The sequence below is a fragment of the Halomonas rhizosphaerae genome (genome assembly GCF_030010555.1).
In the GTDB taxonomy this organism is placed as follows: domain Bacteria; phylum Pseudomonadota; class Gammaproteobacteria; order Pseudomonadales; family Halomonadaceae; genus Halomonas; species Halomonas rhizosphaerae.
Genome location: NZ_JASCQP010000007.1, coordinates 39,938 through 58,941, shown reverse-complemented (window position 1 = coordinate 58,941; position 19,004 = coordinate 39,938). Strand labels below are relative to the sequence as shown.

Annotated in this window: 15 protein-coding genes; 7 read left to right on the top strand and 8 right to left on the bottom strand. The window is 67.3% G+C overall.

Annotated features, from left to right (window positions below; all coding sequences use genetic code 11):
- Positions 1–1,116: a DNA replication/repair protein RecF gene (recF, locus tag QLQ83_RS02015; protein ID WP_282733908.1), complete on the top strand. Its 1,116-nt coding sequence runs from the start codon at positions 1–3 to the stop codon at positions 1,114–1,116.
- Positions 1,117–1,127: 11 nt separating this feature from the next.
- Entirely contained in the window at positions 1,128–3,548 is a 2,421-nt protein-coding gene (gene gyrB / locus QLQ83_RS02010) for a DNA topoisomerase (ATP-hydrolyzing) subunit B (RefSeq protein WP_282733907.1), read from the top strand.
- Positions 3,549–3,650: 102 nt separating this feature from the next.
- Here gyrB and gmhB read toward each other — a convergent pair whose 3' ends face one another.
- The 3 genes from gmhB to glyQ form a co-directional block, all read right to left on the bottom strand.
- Positions 3,651–4,241 (bottom strand): D-glycero-beta-D-manno-heptose 1,7-bisphosphate 7-phosphatase, encoded by a 591-nt coding sequence (gmhB, locus tag QLQ83_RS02005; RefSeq protein WP_282733906.1) that lies wholly within the window; start codon positions 4,239–4,241, stop codon positions 3,651–3,653.
- A gap of 253 nt (positions 4,242–4,494) precedes the next feature.
- Positions 4,495–6,561, bottom strand: coding sequence for a glycine--tRNA ligase subunit beta (gene glyS, locus QLQ83_RS02000; RefSeq protein WP_282733905.1), 2,067 nt, complete (start codon positions 6,559–6,561; stop codon positions 4,495–4,497).
- The gene (gene glyQ / locus QLQ83_RS01995; RefSeq protein ID WP_282733904.1) at positions 6,561–7,508 is read right to left on the bottom strand and encodes a glycine--tRNA ligase subunit alpha; all 948 of its coding nucleotides are present in this window, start codon (positions 7,506–7,508) and stop codon (positions 6,561–6,563) included. The genes glyS and glyQ overlap by 1 nt, the downstream gene beginning before the upstream one ends.
- A 94-nt stretch (positions 7,509–7,602) precedes the next feature.
- Here glyQ and rfaD point away from each other — a divergent pair, with 94 nt between their 5' ends.
- Together rfaD and waaF are read left to right on the top strand one after the other, a co-directional pair.
- Positions 7,603–8,559 carry an ADP-glyceromanno-heptose 6-epimerase gene (gene rfaD / locus QLQ83_RS01990; RefSeq protein WP_282733903.1) on the top strand — a complete coding sequence of 319 codons (957 nt, stop codon included), beginning with the start codon at positions 7,603–7,605 and terminating at the stop codon, positions 8,557–8,559.
- Entirely contained in the window at positions 8,552–9,592 is a 1,041-nt protein-coding gene (gene waaF / locus QLQ83_RS01985) for a lipopolysaccharide heptosyltransferase II (RefSeq protein WP_282733902.1), read from the top strand. The genes rfaD and waaF overlap by 8 nt, the downstream gene beginning before the upstream one ends.
- Here waaF and QLQ83_RS01980 read toward each other — a convergent pair.
- From QLQ83_RS01980 to QLQ83_RS01965, 4 genes are all read right to left on the bottom strand, one after another.
- Positions 9,589–11,265: a sulfatase-like hydrolase/transferase gene (locus tag QLQ83_RS01980; protein ID WP_282733901.1), complete on the bottom strand. Its 1,677-nt coding sequence runs from the start codon at positions 11,263–11,265 to the stop codon at positions 9,589–9,591. The two genes, waaF and QLQ83_RS01980, sit on opposite strands and share 4 nt — an antisense overlap.
- Positions 11,266–11,467: 202 nt before the next feature.
- The gene (locus QLQ83_RS01975; protein ID WP_282733900.1) at positions 11,468–12,238 is read right to left on the bottom strand and encodes a glycosyltransferase family 2 protein; all 771 of its coding nucleotides are present in this window, start codon (positions 12,236–12,238) and stop codon (positions 11,468–11,470) included.
- Positions 12,235–13,335: a glycosyltransferase family 9 protein gene (locus QLQ83_RS01970; RefSeq protein ID WP_282733899.1), complete on the bottom strand. Its 1,101-nt coding sequence runs from the start codon at positions 13,333–13,335 to the stop codon at positions 12,235–12,237. Before QLQ83_RS01970 ends, QLQ83_RS01975 begins: the two co-directional genes overlap by 4 nt.
- Positions 13,336–13,702: 367 nt before the next feature.
- Positions 13,703–14,449: a 3-deoxy-D-manno-octulosonic acid kinase gene (locus QLQ83_RS01965; protein WP_282733898.1), complete on the bottom strand. Its 747-nt coding sequence runs from the start codon at positions 14,447–14,449 to the stop codon at positions 13,703–13,705.
- Between QLQ83_RS01965 and QLQ83_RS01960 the strand changes: the two genes are divergently transcribed.
- Genes QLQ83_RS01960 through waaA form a run of 3 tightly spaced genes read left to right on the top strand, consistent with a single transcriptional unit; the run spans position 14,448 to position 18,266 of the window.
- Positions 14,448–15,545, top strand: coding sequence for a glycosyltransferase family 9 protein (locus QLQ83_RS01960; RefSeq protein ID WP_282733897.1), 1,098 nt, complete (start codon positions 14,448–14,450; stop codon positions 15,543–15,545). The two genes, QLQ83_RS01965 and QLQ83_RS01960, sit on opposite strands and share 2 nt — an antisense overlap.
- Positions 15,535–16,965 carry a bifunctional D-glycero-beta-D-manno-heptose-7-phosphate kinase/D-glycero-beta-D-manno-heptose 1-phosphate adenylyltransferase HldE gene (hldE, locus tag QLQ83_RS01955; protein ID WP_282733896.1) on the top strand — a complete coding sequence of 477 codons (1,431 nt, stop codon included), beginning with the start codon at positions 15,535–15,537 and terminating at the stop codon, positions 16,963–16,965. The genes QLQ83_RS01960 and hldE overlap by 11 nt, the downstream gene beginning before the upstream one ends.
- On the top strand, positions 16,965–18,266 hold the full coding sequence (gene waaA, locus QLQ83_RS01950) for a lipid IV(A) 3-deoxy-D-manno-octulosonic acid transferase (protein WP_282733895.1): 1,302 nt from the start codon (positions 16,965–16,967) through the stop codon (positions 18,264–18,266). The genes hldE and waaA overlap by 1 nt, the downstream gene beginning before the upstream one ends.
- A 22-nt stretch (positions 18,267–18,288) precedes the next feature.
- Here waaA and rpiA read toward each other — a convergent pair whose 3' ends face one another.
- Positions 18,289–18,963: a ribose-5-phosphate isomerase RpiA gene (gene rpiA / locus QLQ83_RS01945; RefSeq protein WP_282733894.1), complete on the bottom strand. Its 675-nt coding sequence runs from the start codon at positions 18,961–18,963 to the stop codon at positions 18,289–18,291.
- Positions 18,964–19,004 lie beyond the last annotated feature (41 nt).

Below are 19,004 nucleotides of genomic sequence, written 5' to 3'. Positions count from 1 at the left end.
ATGCCACTCGAACGCCTTGCCTTCCACGGCCTGCGCAACCTGCAGGCCGTGGACCTGAGCCCGGGTCCCCGTATCAACCTCTTCACCGGGGCCAACGGCAGCGGCAAGACCAGCCTGCTGGAGGGGATTCATGTCCTCGGCATGGGGCGCTCCTTCCGCGCCCGTCAGCTGCGTCATGCCATCGCTCACGATGCCGACGCCGTGACGTTGCACGGCCGCCTGTCCGGCGATCCGGCGATGACCATCGGCATACGCCGTCTCCGCGAGGGCGGCGAGCTGGAGATGCGCCTGGCGGGTGAGCGTCTGGAACGCGTCTCGCGTCTGGTGGAGACCCTGCCGCTGCAGCTGATCAACCCTGACGCCTTTCGTCTCCTGGAGGGGCCGCCGGTCGGGCGGCGCGAGTTTCTCGACTGGGGCGTGTTTCACGTGAAACATAGCTTTCTCGATGTCTGGCGGCGCTTTCGCCGCGCGCTGAAACATCGGAATGCCCTTCTCAGGCATGGTAGAATGACAGATGCTTCCCTGGATGCCTGGGAACAGGAACTGGTGCACTGGGGCGACCGGCTGGACAACATGCGTCGCGAATGGATCGAGAGGTTCCTGCCGGTGTTCGAGGACACGCTGGCCGAGCTGATCACGCTGCCCGGGCTGACGCTGCGCTATGCGCGCGGCTGGGACCGCAAGCGTGAGCTGGCGGACATTCTTCGCCACGCCCGAGACACCGACCGACAGATGGGCTTTACCCAGCAGGGTCCGCAGCGGGCAGAGCTGGGTATCCGCCTCGGCAAGCGCCCGGCGGTCGAAGTGCTCTCCCGCGGACAGCAGAAGCTGGTGGTGAGTGCCCTGAAACTGGCCCAGGGGCGCCTGCTCGAGCAGGCCACCGGCCGCACCTGCATCTACCTGATCGACGACCTCCCTGCCGAGCTGGACAGCGAGCATCGCCGGGTGTTCTGCGGCTGGCTGGAGCGCATGCGCTGCCAGGTGTTCATCACCAGCGTCGATCCCGATGCCCTGATGGGCCTCTGGCAGCCGGATACCCAGGTGGCGATGTTCCACGTGAAACATTCCGAATCGGGGCAGGGACAGCTGCTGCCAATGGACAGACAGACTTCATGACGGAGTAGTCAATGAGCGAACAGGCTTACGACTCAACGAGCATCAAGGTCCTCAAGGGGCTGGATGCCGTACGCAAGCGGCCGGGCATGTACATCGGCGATACCGACGACGGCACCGGCCTGCACCACATGGTGTTCGAACTGGTGGACAACTCCATCGATGAAGCCCTGGCCGGGCACTGCAGCGAGATCCGGGTCATCATCCACCCCGACGAGTCGGTGACCGTGACCGACAACGGCCGTGGCGTGCCGACCGATCTCCACGAGGGGGAGGGCGTCTCGGCGGCCGAGGTGATCATGACGGTGCTGCATGCCGGCGGCAAGTTTGATGACAACTCCTACAAGGTGTCCGGTGGCCTGCACGGCGTGGGGGTCTCCGTCGTCAATGCGCTGTCCGAGGAGCTGAAGCTGACCATCTGGCGTGCGGGCCAGGTGCACGAACAGGTCTATCATCATGGTGTACCCGACGCACCGCTGGCGGTGGTGGGCAAGACGGAGAAGAGCGGGACCCGCGTGCACTTCCGTCCCTCGACCGAGACCTTCCACAACATCGAGTTCCACTACGACATCCTGGCCAAGCGTCTCAGGGAGCTCTCCTTCCTCAATTCCGGCGTGGCCATCCGGCTGATGGATGAGCGGAGCGGAAAGGAGGAGCTGTTCCACTACGAGGGTGGCCTCAAGGCCTTCGTCAACCACCTGAACACCAACAAGACGGTGCTCAATCCGGTATTCCACTTCAATGCCGAACGCGAGGATGGCGTCGGTGTGGAGGTGGCGATGCAGTGGAACGATACCTTCTCCGAGAACATCTTCTGCTACACCAACAACATCCCGCAGCGGGATGGCGGTACGCACCTGGCCGGCTTCCGCGCGGCCCTCACCCGCTCGCTGAATCACTATATCGAGGCAGAGGGGCTGCTCAAGAAGGCCAAGGTCAACACCTCCGGTGATGATGCCCGCGAGGGACTGACCGCGATCATCTCCGTGAAGGTGCCGGATCCCAAGTTCTCCGCCCAGACCAAGGACAAGCTGGTCTCCTCCGAGGTCAAGACCGCGGTAGAGCAGGAGATGGGCCGGTTGTTCTCGGAGTACCTGGTCGAGAAGCCCAACGAGGCCAAGGCCATCGTCAACAAGATGCTGGATGCGGCCCGGGCCCGTGAGGCGGCGCGCAAGGCGCGTGACATGACTCGCCGCAAGGGAGCCCTGGATATCGCGGGCCTGCCCGGCAAGCTGGCCGACTGTCAGGAGAAGGACCCCAGCCTCTCCGAGCTCTTCCTCGTCGAGGGTGACTCGGCCGGTGGCAGTGCCAAGCAGGGACGTGATCGACGCACCCAGGCGATCCTGCCGCTCAAGGGCAAGATCCTCAACGTCGAGAAGGCGCGCTTCGACAAGATGCTCTCCTCGGCCGAGGTCGGCACCCTGATCACTGCCCTGGGCTGCGGTATCGGCCGGGAGGAGTTCGATCCCGACAAGCTACGCTATCACTCCATCATCATCATGACCGATGCCGACGTGGACGGTTCGCACATCCGAACCCTGCTGTTGACCTTCTTCTTCCGCCAGATGTCGCAGCTCATCGAGCGTGGTCATGTCTTCATCGCCCAGCCGCCGCTCTACAAGATCAAGCGCGGCAAGCAGGAGCTCTATCTCAAGGACGAGCAGGCGATGATCGATTACCTGACGACGACGGCGCTCGATGGCGCCCGCCTGCATGTCAACGCGGATGCGCCTGGCATCGGCGGCGCCCAGCTGGAAGCCCTCGTCAACCAGTATCGCGACGTGATGAAACGCATCGATCGCCTGTCGCGCGTCTACCCCAATGTGGTGCTGCGCAAGATCGTCCATGCGGCGCATCTCGACGGTGAGCAGAGCCTGCGAGATCGCGTCACCATGCAGAACTGGATCGAGTTCCTGCAGGCCGAGATGGATGCGCTGGTCTCCTACGAGGGTGGACCGCGCTATACCTTCCGCCTCGAGGAGGAGGGCGAACGTGGCGTCTTCCTTCCGGCGGTGTCGCTGACGGCGCATGGCGTCACCACCGACTATGTCTGGGGCATCGAGTTCTTCACCAGTGCCGACTATCGCGCCATGGCAAGCCTCGGCGAGACGCTGGACGGCCTGATGGAGGAGGGCAGCCATGTGGCCCGCGGCGAGCGACAGAAGCCCGTCGCGACCTTCTATGATGCCCTGGAGTGGCTGATGGCCGAGGCCCAGCGTGGCCTCTCCATTCAGCGCTACAAGGGGCTGGGTGAGATGAACCCGGACCAGCTCTGGGAGACGACCATGAACCCTGATACCCGTCGCATGCTGCGGGTATCCATCGAGGACGCGGTCGCCGCCGACATGATGTTCAACACCCTGATGGGTGACGAGGTCGAGCCAAGGCGCGACTTCATCGAACGCTACGCCCTGGTGGCCAACCTGGATATCTGATGGCCGAGACGGCATGTTCCACGTGAAACATCGCACTGCCTGAAGTGACAGCAGAATGACAAGGCCGGCCATCGAGGCCGGCCTTGTCGCGTTCAGCGCTCTCTATCGGAATGGACTGGCTTGCGCGTCGTTGGCGCCTCCCTCCCGGGCCAGCAGCCACTCCACGAAGGCGGCCAGGTCATCGAAGATCATTGCGCCTTCGAGGCCTTCTCCCTTTTCCTCCGTCCGGCGTCCCTTGCCGGTTCGCACCAGTACCGGCCGGCACCCCATCGGCTCACCGGCCTGAAGGTCGCGGAGGCTGTCACCGACCATCCAGCTGCCTTCAAGGCTGTCCAGCGCCAAAGCCTCCCGAATCTCTTCAAGCAGCCCGGGCGATGGCTTGCGACATGCACAGCCATCACCCGGGCCGTGGGGACAGTGGGCGATATGGGCAATCTCCCCGCCGGCCTCTTGCACCAGTTCGCGGAGTCGAACGTGTATGGCCTCCAGCATCTCCACGCCGTAGTAGCCGCGGGCTATGCCGGACTGGTTGGTGGCAACGGCCACCGTCCAGCCGTCACGGGTGAGCCTGGCGATGGCCTCGATGGCGGTGGGGAAGGGGATCCATTCTTCCAGAGACTTCACGTACTCGTCGGAGTCCTGGTTGATGACACCATCGCGGTCGAGGATCACGAGCCGTTCGGCTGCGGGCATGGTGGCAATCTCCTGAGGTGGGTAGTCTTTGAGCGGAAGTGTTTCACGTGGAACATCTGATGCCAAGCCGCCAAGCCGCCAAGCCGCCAAGCCGCCAAGCCGCCAAGCCGCCAAGCCGCCAAGCCGCCAAGATCGAGCTCTCGTCCATCTGCTCCTGCTGGTCTCGTTGGGGTGTTTCACGTGGAACAGCAAATATCAGGCATGAAAAAGGCCGGCGATTGCTCGCCGGCCTCGCTGTCACCTCAAACTCGCGTTACTGCTGGAGCAGGGCGATATCCGCCACCTCCAGGAAGAGGGCCTGAAGGCCGGCGAGCAGGGCCAGGCGGTTGCGGCGCACGGCCGGATCCTCGGCCATGACCATGACCTGGTCGAAGAAGGTGTCAACCGGTGCGCGCAGGCCGGCCAGGACGTCCAGTGCCTCGCTGTAGCGAGCCTCGGCGAAGAGCGGCATTACCGCCCGGCGGCTCGATGCCAGGGCCTCGTAGAGCGCCTTCTCGGCGGCTTCCTGGAGGAGACCGGCTTCTACCTCGGTGGTGCCATCGTGCTGTTGCTTGCTGAGGATGTTGGAGACGCGCTTGTTGGCGGCGGCCAGGGCCGCGGCTTCCTCGCGGCGAGAGAAGCCCTGGACGGCGCGCAGGCGGCGCGCGAAGTCGAGGGGCTGGGTCACCGGGCGGGCCCGCACGGCGAGGTAGACCTCGGTATCGATGCCCTCGTCGCGTGCCCAGGCGCGGAAGCGGTCGAGCATGTAGGTGAGCACCTCATCCACCAGCCCTTCGGCGTAAGGTAGCTCCTGGTGCTGCGCCGCGGCCAGTTCCAGCAACTCCCTCAGGTCGAGGGCAAGCTTGCCCTTGACCAGGATGTTGATCACGCCGATGGCGGCGCGGCGCAGGGCGAAGGGATCCTTGGTGCCGCTGGGGCGCTGGCCGATACCGAAGATGCCGGTCAGGGTGTCGAGGCGATCGGCCAGTGCCAGTGCCAGGCCGGTGCGGGTCTGGGGGATCGCATCGCTGGCGAAGCGGGGCAGGTACTGCTCCTCGAGGGCCTGGGCCACCTCGGCAGCCTCGCCGTCGTTCACGGCATAGTAGCGGCCCATGATGCCCTGGAGTTCCGGGAACTCGAGGACCATCTCGGTGACCAGGTCGCACTTGCCGAGCTCCGCGGCGCGACGTGCCTGGGCCACGTCACCGTCTATGCGGCCGGCGATGAAGGCCGCCACGGCGGCGCTGCGATGGGCCTTGTCGGCCAGGCTGCCGAGCTTCTTCTGGAACACCACGCCGGCCAGTTCTGGGGCCCGGTCGGCCAGCGTTCGCCGGCGGTCGGTGTCGTAGAAGAAGGCGGCATCGGCCAGGCGGGGGCGGATCACCTTCTCGTTGCCTTGGATCACCTGCTCCGGTTCGTGGCTGTCGATGTTGGCGATAGTGATGAACAGCGGCTTGAGGTGGCCCTCCTGGTCGAGTAGGTGGAAGTACTTCTGGTTGGCCTTCATGGACGAGATCAGGCACTCGGCGGGCACCTCGAGGAAGCGCGCATCGAAGCTGCCGGTCAGGGCCACGGGCCACTCCACCAGGCCGCTCACCTCGACGAGCAGTTCCTCGTCGATCACCGCCGTGGCGTCCTGGACCTCGGCCTCGGCCAGCACCTGCTCGCGGATGCGCTCGCGTCGCTTGTCGCGGTCGGCCAGCACCCAGGCCTGTTCCAGGGCGCCGAGGTAGTCGTCGGCGTGGGCCAGCTCGATGGGTGCCGGCGCATGGAAACGGTGGCCGCGGGTGGCGCGTCCTGCCTGCAGGCCCAGGGCGCTTGCCTCGACGACCTCGTTGCCATAGAGCATGACAAGCCAGTGGACGGGACGGGAGAACTCCACCCGCGAGGCGCCCCAGCGCATGTTCTTGGGCACCGGCAGGGCGCCGATGGCCTGTTCGACGATGGCGGGGAGCAGGGCCGTGGTGGCCTCGCCCTGCTGCTGCTCGCGATACCCCAGCCAGGTGCCCTTGTCGGTCTCCAGGTGGATCAGGTCATCCACGCCGACGCCGCAGGAGCGCGCGAAGCCCTCGGCGGCGCGTGTCGGTTGGCCTTCCTTGAAGGCGGCGGCCAGGGCGGGACCACGACGCTCGACCTCGCGGTCGGGCTGCTTGTCGGCCAGCTCGCGCACTTGGACGGCCAGGCGTCGCGGGCCGCCATGGGCGAGGACCTCGCCGAAGTCGATGTCGGCCTCGACGAGACCCCGGCGGAGGCCCTCGGCAAGGGCGTCGGAGAGGTCATCGATGGCGCCCGGTGGCAGCTCCTCGACGCCCAGTTCGACCAGTAGGGTATTGGCAGCCATCAAGCGTCTCCCTGTTCGGCAAGCAGTTCGCGGCGCAGGGCTTCGGGGGCCAGCGGGAAGCCGGCGGCCTTGCGCGAGTCAAAGTAGGCCTGGGCCACGTCGCGGGCCATGGTGCGCACGCGCAGGATGTAGCGCTGGCGTTCGGTCACCGAGATGGCGTGGCGGGCATCCAGCAGGTTGAAGGTGTGCGATGCCTTGAGCACCTGTTCGTAGGCGGGCAGTGGCAGGCCGGCCGCCAGCAGCTTGGTGCACTCGCGCTCCTGGTGGTCGAAGGAGGCAAAGAGGAATTCAACGTCGGCGTGCTCGAAGTTGTAGGCCGACTGCTCGCGTTCGTTCTGCAGGTAGACGTCGCCATAGGTGACGCGGCTGCCATCCGGTGCCACCGTCCAGACCAGGTCGTAGACGCTGTCGACATCCTGCAGGTACATGGCGATCCGCTCCAGGCCGTAGGTGAGCTCGCCGGTGACCGGGTAGCACTCCAGGCCCCCGGCCTGCTGGAAGTAGGTGAACTGGGTCACCTCCATGCCGTTGAGCCAGACCTCCCAGCCCAGGCCCCAGGCGCCGAGGGTGGGCGACTCCCAGTTGTCCTCGACGAAGCGGATGTCATGGACCAGCGGGTCGAGCCCCAGGTGCTTCAGGGACCCCAGGTAGCGCTCCTGCAGGTCGGCGGGGGAGGGTTTCATCACCACCTGGAACTGGTAGTAGTGCTGCAGGCGGTTGGGGTTCTCGCCGTAGCGGCCATCGGTGGGGCGTCGGGAAGGCTGCACGTAGGCCGCGTTCCAGGTCTCGGGGCCGATGGAGCGCAGGAAGGTGGCGGTGTGGAAGGTGCCGGCGCCCACCTCCATGTCCAGGGGCTGGAGGATCACGCAGCCCTGGTCGGCCCAGTACTGCTGCAGGGCGAGGATCAGGCCCTGGAAGGTTGTCACGTCTGGCGTCGACTGTGTCATTGGAAGCACCGTTGGCCATGAATTCACGAGCCGTCAAGTATACAATCACCGGAAGATCGGTTATAGGCGCAGGCCCGGAGACGAGAGGATTCCCATGATCGTAGTGACAGGCGGGGCCGGCTTCATCGGCTCGAATCTGGTCAAGGCACTCAATGCCCGCGGCCGTGACGATGTGCTGGTGGTCGACGACCTCAGCGACGGTACCAAGTTCGTGAACCTGGCCGACTGCACCCTCGGCGACTACCTGGACAAGGAGGACTTCCTCGCCCGGGTGACGGCGGCGATGAATGGCGAGGCGTCACACCTGCCGCCCATCGAGGCCATCTTCCACGAGGGCGCCTGCTCGGACACCACCGAGTGGGACGGACGCTTCATGCTCGAGAACAACTTCGAGTACTCCAAGGTGCTGCTTCACTTCTGCCAGCGCGAGGGCATCCCTTTCCTCTACGCCTCCTCGGCGGCCACCTACGGGGGCAGCGAGGTGTTCTTCGAGGCCCCCGAGCACGAGAAGCCGCTCAACGTCTACGGCTACTCCAAGCTGCTGTTCGACCAGTACGTGCGTGCTCGCCACGACGACTTCACCAGCCAGGTGGTGGGTTTCCGCTACTTCAACGTCTACGGGCCCCGGGAACAGCACAAGGGCAAGATGGCCAGCGTCGCCTACCATCACCATACCCAGATCAGCGCCGGCCAGAACGTGAAGCTCTTCGGTGCCTGGGATGGCTATGAGGCCGGCATGCAGAGCCGCGACTTCATCTATGTGGGCGACGTGGTGGACGTCAACCTCTGGTTCCTAGATCACCCCGAGGCCTCCGGCATCTTCAATCTGGGCACCGGCCGCGCCGAGCCCTTCAAGGCCATCGGCGAGACCGTGGTCGACTACTATGGCCGCGGCAGGATCGAGTACATCGATTTTCCCGAGGAGCTGAAGGGCCGCTACCAGAGCTATACGCGCGCCGACATCAGCCGCCTGCGCGAGGCCGGCTACGATCGCGAGTTCCGTACCGTGGCCCAGGGGGTACGCGACTACCTGGAGTGGCTGAATGGCTGAGGCCCGGCAGATACCGGCCTCATGGAAGCCACGCATCCTGGTGGTGGGGCCTTCCTGGGTCGGCGACATGGTTATGGCGCAGAGCCTCTTCAAGACCCTGAAGGCGAGGCAGCCGGGCAGCCGGATCACCGTGGTGGCCCCTGCCTGGTCACGGCCGATCCTCGAGCGGATGGACGAGGTCGACGAGGTGGCCAGCCTCGAGGTAGGGCATGGGCAGTTCGGCCTGGCCACACGGCGGCGGCTTGCCCGTTCCCTGCAAGGACGCTTCGACCATGCCATCGTCCTGCCACGCTCCTGGAAGTCGGCGCTGGTGCCCTTCCTGGCGCGTATCCCCCTGCGTACCGGCTTTACCGGCGAACAGCGCCTCTGGCTGCTCAATGACCGCCGGCGGCTCGACAAGGCGGTGCTGGACCAGACCGTGAAGCGCTTCGTGGCCCTGGGCCTGCCGGTGGAGGAAGCGGCTCGGGGCGACTTCCCCATTCCCCGGCCCCGGCTGCGCCTGGACACCGAGAACCTGGTGGAGCGCCGCGTCGACCTGGGACTCTCGTCGCGCCCTGCCATCGGCATGATGCCGGGGGCAGAATATGGTCCCGCCAAGCAGTGGCCGCTCGCGTATTTTCGGGAACTGGCGAGATCACTGGTGGTGGAGGGATTCGAGGTGCGCGTGCTGGGAGGCCCCAAGGACGTGGATGCCGGCGAGGTGATCGCCGATGCGCTGCCCCACACCCACAACCTCTGTGGAAGGACGCGGCTGGCGGATGCCGTCGACCTGCTCGGTGACTGCCAGCAGGTCGTGACCAACGACTCCGGGCTGATGCATGTGGCGGCCGCGGTAGGGACCCGGGTGCAGGCCATCTATGGTTCGTCATCGCCTGCCTATACGCCGCCGTTGACCGAGAATGCCGAGGTGCACTACCTCGCCCTCGACTGCTCGCCCTGCTTCCGGCGCACCTGCCCGCTGGGGCACACCAACTGCCTGAAGCAGCTCAAGCCCGAACGGGTCCTGCAGGCGATGCTGGCGACCGCCGGCTAGGGCAGTTCCTCGGGTGCCTCTGGTGTCTGGTCCTCGGGGGTCTCGACGACCTGCTCGACGACCGGTTCGGGAGGGGGTGGCGGGGCTTGCGGCGGCGCCAGGCCTTCCCACAGGCGCTCCTGGAGGGCCGTCTCCTCGCGCAGATGGGTATTGAGGGTGTCCAGCCCGTGCTCCTCGATCAGGGTCGGTTCACCGGAGAGCAGCGACACGCCCAGTCCCGCACGATGCCAGTCGATGACGAACCCCATGGCCTCGAGCACCGTGGGCAGGACATCCATGGTCGATGCCTCGACCTTGAGCCGGCGCGGCTCGAGCTGATCCCCCAGCAGCATGAAGGTATTGTCTCGCTTGCCGGCGACCAGCTGCTCCCAGGCAGAGACGCGCATGGTCAGGTGGTCACTGGCGACCACCACCAGGGTGTTCTCCAGCAGGCCTTCATCCTCGAGTCGCTCGACCAGCCGGCGCGCCAGCCAGGCCGAGCATTCCACCGAATAGAGGATGTCCACGCCGTCGAACTCGCCCTGACGCTCCCGGCAGTCGCGAGCCGGATAGCCATTGGGGGCATGGCCGGTGATGCTCAGGTTGACCAGTCCCCAGGGGGCGTCCTGCCGTTCCAGCCGGCGGATCTCCTCGACGGTGAGGTCATAGAGCGTATCGTCATACAGGCCCCAGCTGTTCACGTAGTCGGGCTCCTCGAGCCGTGGCTCCAGCTCTTCCCGTCCCAGTATCCTGTCGAAGCCGTGGTCCCGGTAGAAGACCCCCTTGCCGGCGAAGCGGGTGCTGGCCCCGCCCATGTAGGACAGCTTATAGCCATGGGCGGCGAGCAGGTCGCCCAGGCAGTCGACGCCCGGCACTACCTTGCCGAGGGGCTCGAACTGGCTGTCATGCAGCAGGCCGGCCGGCATCAGTGGCGTGCCGCACTGGCTGGCAATCATGCCGGCCATGGTCCAGCCGGTGTTGTCGACCTGGCGGACCCCCTCGAAGACCACGGCCTTCTCCCCCAGGGTCTCCAGGTGGGCATAGGCATCCCCGAAGCGTTCCCGGTCGGCGTAGGTGCGCTCGATGCTCTCCAGGTAGAGCAGCAGCAGGTTGGGCGGGTCGCGAGGTGCCTCGAGGATGACCGGCTCGACGTACTGGCGCTCCAGCCAGGCGCCATCCTCGGTGACGATGGCGGCGCCGCGTTGGCCGATGCCATAGAGCATGGGGTTGCCTACCAGCAGGGCCAGGGCCAGCAGGCGCTCCGCCAGTCGCCAGCGATGGTCGACCCGCACCAGCCAGGTGAAGGAGGCCAGCAACAGCAGCATGCTGAGGGTATAGAGCAGGGCAGCGCCGATGCGATCACCGCCGCCATGCTCTTCCATGCCGGCCTGGAGGTGAAAGAATACCGCCCCGAGATCGACCATGCCGAAACTGTTGGCCAGGTAGACGTAGAGCCCCCACAGGGCGATCGGGAACAGCGACCAGGGCCAGATCCTGCGCACGGGGCGAGGGTGTGATGGCGCGCCCCAGCGCCACCAGCGGGCCACCAGCAGCCACCCCACGGTGATCGGGACCATGCTCCAGAGCGGAATGCGGGGCAGCGCGGCCACGGCAAACCCCAGCCACAACCCGATGACGATCAGGGCCCACCAGCGGGGCTGGCGAAGCGGGGGCGGCAGGAAACGGCTGGGCATGGTGGGAAACACTGAGGAGAATTCCCCTACAGCTTACCAAGGGACAGGAAGCGAAAGTACCAATGAGTCCTGGAGAGGCGTCCTACCGTCGCGGTGGCTACCCAGCCTGCCACATCCCCCCCCCCGTTCCACCGACTGGTGGAACGGCACCGTGAGTTCGGCGCTTCGCGACCAGGCCGGTAGTAGCGCAGCATCCAGGAGATCAGGCCTGCCCCGAATGATCGGAACGCTCCTTCTCATAGAGCTCGTTGAGCTTGGCATACTTCATGTAGGCATGAAACGCGGTGGTCACGGCCACCGTCATCCCGTCGGCGCCCTGGAACAGGCCTCCCTTGAGGATCAGTTTCCTCAACAGGGCACTCAGTGCATGCCAGGTTGGGCGGCAGCGGGAAGGCTTCTTCCCCCGCTGCTTCATTGCCCAGGCATCCCGGCTCGAGAGCTGATCGATGCGGATGACCCAGTGGGAGAGGTCCCGGTAGGTGAAATGCCGGATATGGCCCTTCGTATCGAGGACCTGCGGTGCCTGAACGGAGGAGTGGGCCTTCTTTGGCAGGTAACCCGAAGTAGTGCGGTTGTAGAGTCGCGTCACCGGGTCCGGATAGAAGCCGGCTGCCTTGATCCAGTGTTGGCCGGCAAAATTGCGGCGGTTGAAGCGATACGCCTTGTCGGGATCCTCCAGTGGCAGTGACCGGATGGCGGCCACGGCATCCTCCTCGAGTCGTTCGTCGGCATCCAGGGCTAGGATCCAGTCGTTGCGCGCCCGGGGCACGGCGAAGGCCTTCTGGGGGCCGTCACCGAGGTAGGGCTGATAGATGACAGAGGCCCCCTCGCGCTCGGCGATCGCCACGGTGTTGTCCCGGCTGCCCGAATCCACGACGATGATCTCGTCACAGACGGGGCGCAGCGAGGCGATGCAGTCGGAGATGTTCTCCGCCTCATCGAGGGTGATGATGATTCCGGTGATCGGCATCATGGGGTCGTCTCGCGGGTCGGGAAGTGGCGAAGGTGGTCGGCGATCCGGCTCGCTGCGGCCTCCAGGTCGATGCTGTCCATGTCGCGCTCGCCGGCTCCGGGGGGCGGGCAGAAGGCCAGTCGGTGGGCCTCGGCATTGCAGGTCTGCCAGCGCAGTGGGGTGGCAGAGCGGCGGGACGGATAAAAGCCCGCGGTGGGGCGATCCAGGCAGCCGGCGATGTGCAGGGGACCGGTGGAGCCGGCGATGAACAGGTCGGTAGCCGACAGGCTGAGGGCGAAGTCATCGAGACCACGGCGGGGCGGCAGCAGGCCTGCCGTCACGCCTTCGCCGAGGAGTCGCCTGCGGAGTCGGTCGGCCGCGGCCTCCTCGCCGGGGCCGGCGGTCAGCACCCAGGCCGGGGCGGGACGACTCGCCTCGGCCAGCCGCGCCTCCACGCCCAGCACCAGGGTGGCATAGCGCTCGAGGGAGAGGTTCACGGCCGATCCGCCGCTGCCGGGATGCAGGAAGAGCCAGGGGCGCGAGCTGTCAAGGCCCAGCTCATCGGCAATGCGCTCCCGCTGCGCCTCGCGGGTCCCCTCGGGAAGCGGCCAGTAGGGCGGCTCGGGGCGTGCCGGCAGCGCGAGACCGAGCTCCCCCAGCAGGGCCTCGGCCAGCTCCATGTTGTAGAGGTACTCCGGCTTCTCGGAGCGGGACCTGCGCTGCACGATGCGTCGGTTGTAGAATAGCTGGGCCCACTTGGTGGCCGGGGCCAGGCGCAGGGGAATGCCGGCTCGCCAGCCCAGCCAGCCGATGCGCGGGGTGGAGAAGAGCGTCAGAAGGGCATCGAAGCGCGCCTCGCGCAGGCGCTGGAGCAGCGCCCGGCGCCCCGCTCGGCCGCCTGCGCCACCCGGGTCGATCAGCACCTCGTCGATCCAGGGGCACTGCCTGGCCAGCGGCGCGGTGTAGGCGGGAACCAGCACGCTGACATGGGGCGCCGCGCCGAGGGCCTTGAGGCAGGCAAGTGCCGGCCAGGCGAGCATGAAATCCCCGAGCTTGTCGTTGCGAACCACCAGCAGGCGAGGGCGGTTACCGTCACCGCCGGCAGGACCAGGTGTCATCATCCGGGCTCCCGAGCCCCGTCACCGCAAAGGAGATCTCCTTGTCACGAAAGGTCATGCATATCTGTCTCTCGAACGGCTGGGGCGGACTGGAAATGTATTCGTCGCGGATTATACCCGAGCTTAGGCGACAGGGGGGGGAGGAGGCCCCACGGCCTGGCGCTGGCGGGTTCACGGGTTGCCGCCAGTCTTGCCATCCATGGCGAGACTGGCCGCTTCGCCGCCCGATGATCCCCTGGCCTGGCGTGACGCCCTGGGAGAACTGGCGGGCGACGCCACGCTGAGGAAATGCCTGGGTCCGGCGGCTCGCCAAGAAGGTGAATGCTCACTTCGCCCTGAGCGTCCATGTGCAGGGGCTGGTGGAGGCTTATGCCGACGCCGGCACGGGAGCGTCATAGCCCCCACGGATGGCCGCCATGGCCTTGGAAGCGCCGAACTTCGCCAGCGAGCGTTCGAGACGCGCCAGGTTGTCGGTCTGCCAGGTGCCCGTGGGGCGCAGCCGGCAACGGTCGAGGTCGATCAGCCACACCTTTCCCTGCGGGTCGACGAGCAGGTTGCGAGCGTTGAGGTCCACGTGATCCAGGCCGGCATCATGGAAGCGGCGGATGGTGGCGCCGACGCGTTGCAGCAGATCGTCGTCGGCCTCGCCGGAGACCAGCAACTCGGCCAGGGCACGGGCGCCTGGAATGCGCACGGTGATCAGCGCCGCCCGGTAGGTGAGCCCGTGGCGGGTCACCCGAGCGGCGACCGGGCGAGGGACGGGCAGGCCGCGCGCATGCAGGCCGGCGGTCAGGCGACACTCGCGAAAGGCGCGGGTCCGCTCCAGGCCGGTCCACAGGTAGTAGTTGTCGCTGAGCCGGGCGATGAGGCCGCCGCGGCGATAGGGTCTTAGCACCCACTGGGCGCTTTCCTCGAAGGGGCTGGCATCCAGGAAGAGGCTGGCACCGCGACCGGGGGCCTCGCCGATGACCCGACCGGCGTCTCGCCAGTAGGCGGGATCGAAGGCGCATGGGGGAATGGGCGGCACCGTTTGTGGCGCCCGGCCGGCGTCACATAAACTGTCCGCATCATATAGAATGAAAATCTTTCCCGCTCGATACGTTGCCAACCGCATGAAGCATCCTCTGCCCGCCCGACCCCAGCATATCTGCGTACTGCGGCTCTCCGCCCTGGGCGATGTCTGTAACCTGGTGCCGACGGTGCGTGCCCTGCAGCGCCAGTGGCCCGAGGCGAGGCTCACCTGGATCATCGGCAAGGGCGAGCACAGTCTACTGGCGGGCCTCTCCGGGGTCGAGTTCGTCGTCTATGACAAGGCGACGGGACTTGCCGGCATGCGCGCCCTCTGGCGCGAACTGGCCGATACCCGCTTCGACCTGCTGCTGCACATGCAGCAGGCGCTGCGGGCCAGTGTGCTCTCCCTGGGGCTCAAGGCCGACGTGCGGGTGGGCTACGACAAGGCCCGGGCCAAGGATGCCCAGCACTGGTTCACCCAGCGCCACCTGGCGCCCCATCCCCGGGCCCATGTGCTGGAGTCGTACCTCGACTTCGCGCGCCTGCTGGGCGTCGAGGACCTCTCGCTGGCCTGGGACCTGCCGGTGCCAGGGACGGCCTTCGAGGAGGCGCGGCAGATTATCGGAGAGTCGCCCTACCTGCTGATCAGCCCGTGCGCCAACCCGCGCCTGCGCAACTTCCGCAACTGGTCCGCCGAGGGATACGCGGCGGTGATCGAGCATGCCTGGCGCCAGCATGGCCTGAAGACGGTGCTCACCGGCGGTGGCAGCACCCAGGAGCGCCAGCTCGGCGAGCGCATCCAGGCCCTCTGTCCCGGTGGGGTGGTGATCGACGTCATCGGCGAGACCTCGCTCAAGGGCCTGCTGGCACTGATCCGGAAGAGCCGGGCGGTGATCGCCCCGGACTCGGGCCCGGTGCACATGGCCAATGCTCTGGGCGCCCCGGTGGTCGGGCTCTACGCCACCACCAACCCCGACCGGGCCGGCCCCTACCTGTGGCGCGACTTCGTGGTCGACCGCTATGCGGACGCCGCTCGCGCCTTCCTGCACAAGGAGCCAGCGGAACTCTCCTGGGGCCAGCGGGTCCGTCACCCCGATGCCATGTCGTTGATTCGTGCCGAGGACGTGATCGACCGCCTCGAGGCAGTGCTGGCCTCCCCCGAGACCCCAAAGGACACGGAGTTCCCCGATGAAGCTTGACCTGACCGCCCTGGAGCGCTCCCGCCTGCTGGTGGTGGGCGATGTCATGCTCGATCGCTACTGGCATGGCGGCACCTCGCGCATCTCCCCGGAGGCGCCGGTACCGGTGGTGCGGGTCGACGAGTCCGAGGACCGCCCCGGGGGGGCCGCCAACGTGGCCCTCAACATCGCGTCCCTAGGCGCCCATGCCGCCCTGGCCGGCCTGGTGGGCGACGACGACAATGCCGACCGGCTGGCCACCCGGCTGGAGGATGCTGGAGTGAGCACTCACTTCGACCGCAGCCCGGGTATCCCCACCATCACCAAGCTGAGGGTGATGAGCCGCAACCAGCAGCTGATCCGCCTGGACTTCGAGGAGGGCCTCGGCGACGTCGACACCACCGGGTTGCTGGCACGGGTCGAGGCGGCCCTGCCCGACTGCGACCTGGTGATTCTCTCCGACTACGGCAAGGGAACCCTGAACCAGGTCGAGGCACTGATCCGGCTGGTCAAGGCCGCCGGCAAGCGGGTGCTGGTGGACCCCAAGGGCAGCGACTTCAGCCGCTACCGCGGGGCCAGCGTGATCACTCCCAATCTGGGCGAGTTCGAGACCGTGGTCGGCCACTGCCGGGACGACGCCGAGCTCGCCGCCAGGGGCGAAGCGCTGCGCGCTGAGCTGGAGCTGGAGGCGCTGCTGATCACCCGCAGCGAGAAGGGGATGACACTGATTCGCGAGGGACACGAGCCGCTGAACCTGCCTACCCGGGCCCGCGAGGTCTTCGATGTCACCGGGGCGGGCGATACCGTGATCGGCGTGCTCGGCCTGGCGCTGGCGGCCGGGCACGGCTTCGCCGAGGCGATGACCCTGGCCAACCTGGCCGCCGGCCTGGTGGTGGCCAAGCCCGGCACCGCGACCCTCTCCATTGCCGAGCTCTATACCGCCCTGCACGGCGACAAGCTGGCCGAGTTCGGGGTGATCGAGGAGCCGGCGCTGATCGAGGCGGTGCGTGCCGCCCAGGCCCGCGGCGAGCGGGTGGTGATGACCAATGGCTGCTTCGACATCCTGCATGCCGGCCACGTCGCCTACCTGGAGCAGGCCCGCCGCCTCGGCGACCGGCTGGTGGTCGCGGTCAACGACGATGCCTCCATCAGCCGCCTCAAGGGCCCCAAGCGTCCCATCAATCCCCTGGCGCGGCGCATGCAGGTGCTGGCCGGCCTGGGCGCCGTCGACTGGGTGGTGCCCTTCGGCGAGGACACCCCTCAGCGGCTGATCGAGGCGGTGCTGCCCGACGTGCTGGTCAAGGGCGGTGACTATCGTCCCGAGGAGATCGCCGGCGGCGCGGCCGTCCGCGAGGCGGGCGGCGAGGTCAGGGTGCTGGGCTTCGAGGATGGCGTCTCCACCACGGCGATGATCTCCACCATCCTCGACCGCGAGACATGATGTCGGTGTCTCGCCCCTGGATCCGTCGGGGCTATGCGGCGGTCCTCTATCTGCTCGCGCCGCTGATCTGGCGACGCGTCTGGCGCGAGCAGCTGCCCGGGCGGCCGCGCAGCGAGCGGCTGGGCCTTATCCCGTCCGTCGGCCAGGGGGAACGTACCCTCTGGCTGCACTGCGCCTCGGTGGGTGAGGTGCAGGCCGCCCGACCCTTGATCGAGGCGCTGCGGCAGCGCTGGCCCGGTCACCGCCTGGTCATCACCACCATGACCGCGACCGGGGCGGAACGGGTGCTGGCGCTGGCAGGAAGCCGCCAGGATTCGGGAGCTGTCGCCGAAGTGAACCATCACTTCGTGCCGCTGGATTTCCCCGGCGCGGCCCGCCGCTTCGTCGCCCGCTTGCGCCCCGAACTCGCCATCTTCTTCGAGACCGAGCTCTGGCCCAACCTGCTGGCTGCCTGCGACCGGTCGGGCGTGCCGGTGGCGGTGGTCAACGGCCGCCTCTCGCCCCGCGCCTGGCGGGGTTATTGCCGCCTGCGCCCCCTGATGGCGGAGGCCCTGAGCCATGTGGCCTGGCTGGCGGCCAAGTCCGAGGCCGATGCCCGGCGCTACGCCGATCTGGGCATGGCGCCGGCACGCACCACGGTGGTGGGCTCTCTGAAGTTCGATATCGGCACCGGCGGCGAGGCCCGGGAGGTGAGTGATCGCTTGCGTACCCGGCTCGGCAGCCGGCCGGTCTGGGTGGCCGGCTCCACCCATCCCGGCGAGGACGAGCAGGTGCTGGCCGCCCATGCCCGCCTGCGCGAGCGGCTTCCCGATGCGTTGCTGGTCCTGGTGCCCCGCCATCCCCGCCGCTTCGACGCCGTGGCCGCGCTGTGCCGCCAGGAGGGCCTGACGCTGGCGCGCCGCTCGCGCGACGAGTGGCCCCAGGACGACACGGCGGTCTACCTGGGTGACTCCATGGGGGAGTTGCTGACGTTCTATGGCGCGGTCGACCTGGCCTTCGTCGGTGGCAGCCTGGTGCCTATCGGCGGGCACAATCTGCTGGAGCCGGCCGCCCTGGGCACGCCGGTCCTTTCCGGGCCGGCGCTGGCCAACTTCGAGGACGTGGCCGAGGTAATGCGCGGCGCCGGGGCCCTGGTGGAGGTCGATGACGCCGAGACGCTCACCGCGGAACTGCTGCGCCTGTTCGACGACCGGGAGGAGCGGCACCGCCTCGCCGAGGCCGGCCGCGCCGTGGTCGCGGCCAACCGGGGCGCCCTCGCGCGCACCCTGGCGGGCCTGGAAGGGCTCATGCAGGCGGAGTGAGCGTTCACTTCGGAATGAGGAGTCAGGCGGGAAGCAGGCGCTCCACGCCCTTCTCGGTCCCCAGCAGCAGCACATCGGCACCGCGCGCCGCGAAAAGGCCGTTGGTGACCACGCCGACGATGGCATTGAGCCGTGCCTCCATGGCCACCGGGTCGTCGATCATGAACTCGAAGCAGTCGATGATCTGGTTGCCGTTGTCGGTGACCACCCCCTGGCGATAGACCGGATCCGCCCCCAGCCTGACCAGTTCCCGGGCCACGTAGGAGCGAGCCATGGGGATCACCTCCACCGGCAGCGGAAAGTTCCCCAGCCGCTCGACCCTCTTGGAGGCGTCGGCGATGCAGACGAAGCGTTCGGCACAGGCGGCGACGATCTTCTCTCGTGTCAAGGCCGCACCGCCCCCCTTGATCATGTGAAGGTGAGCGTTCACTTCGTCGGCGCCATCGATGTAGAAGGGCACGGTGCCGGCCTCGTTGAGCTCGAAGACCTCGATACCGTGGCCACGCAGGCGCTCGGCGCTGGCCTCGGAGCTGGCCACGGCACCGCGGAAGTCATGGCGCAGGGCCGCCAGCCGGTCGATGAAGCGGTTCGCGGTGGAGCCGGTACCGATGCCGAGGATGGTGTCGCGCTCGAGGCGGGGGCGGATCTCGTCGATGGCCGCGGCGGCCACGGCGTCCTTGAGTTCGTCCTGGGTCATGTCGTGCTCGCTGTCGGGTGGATGGCGAATGCCGCGCCATT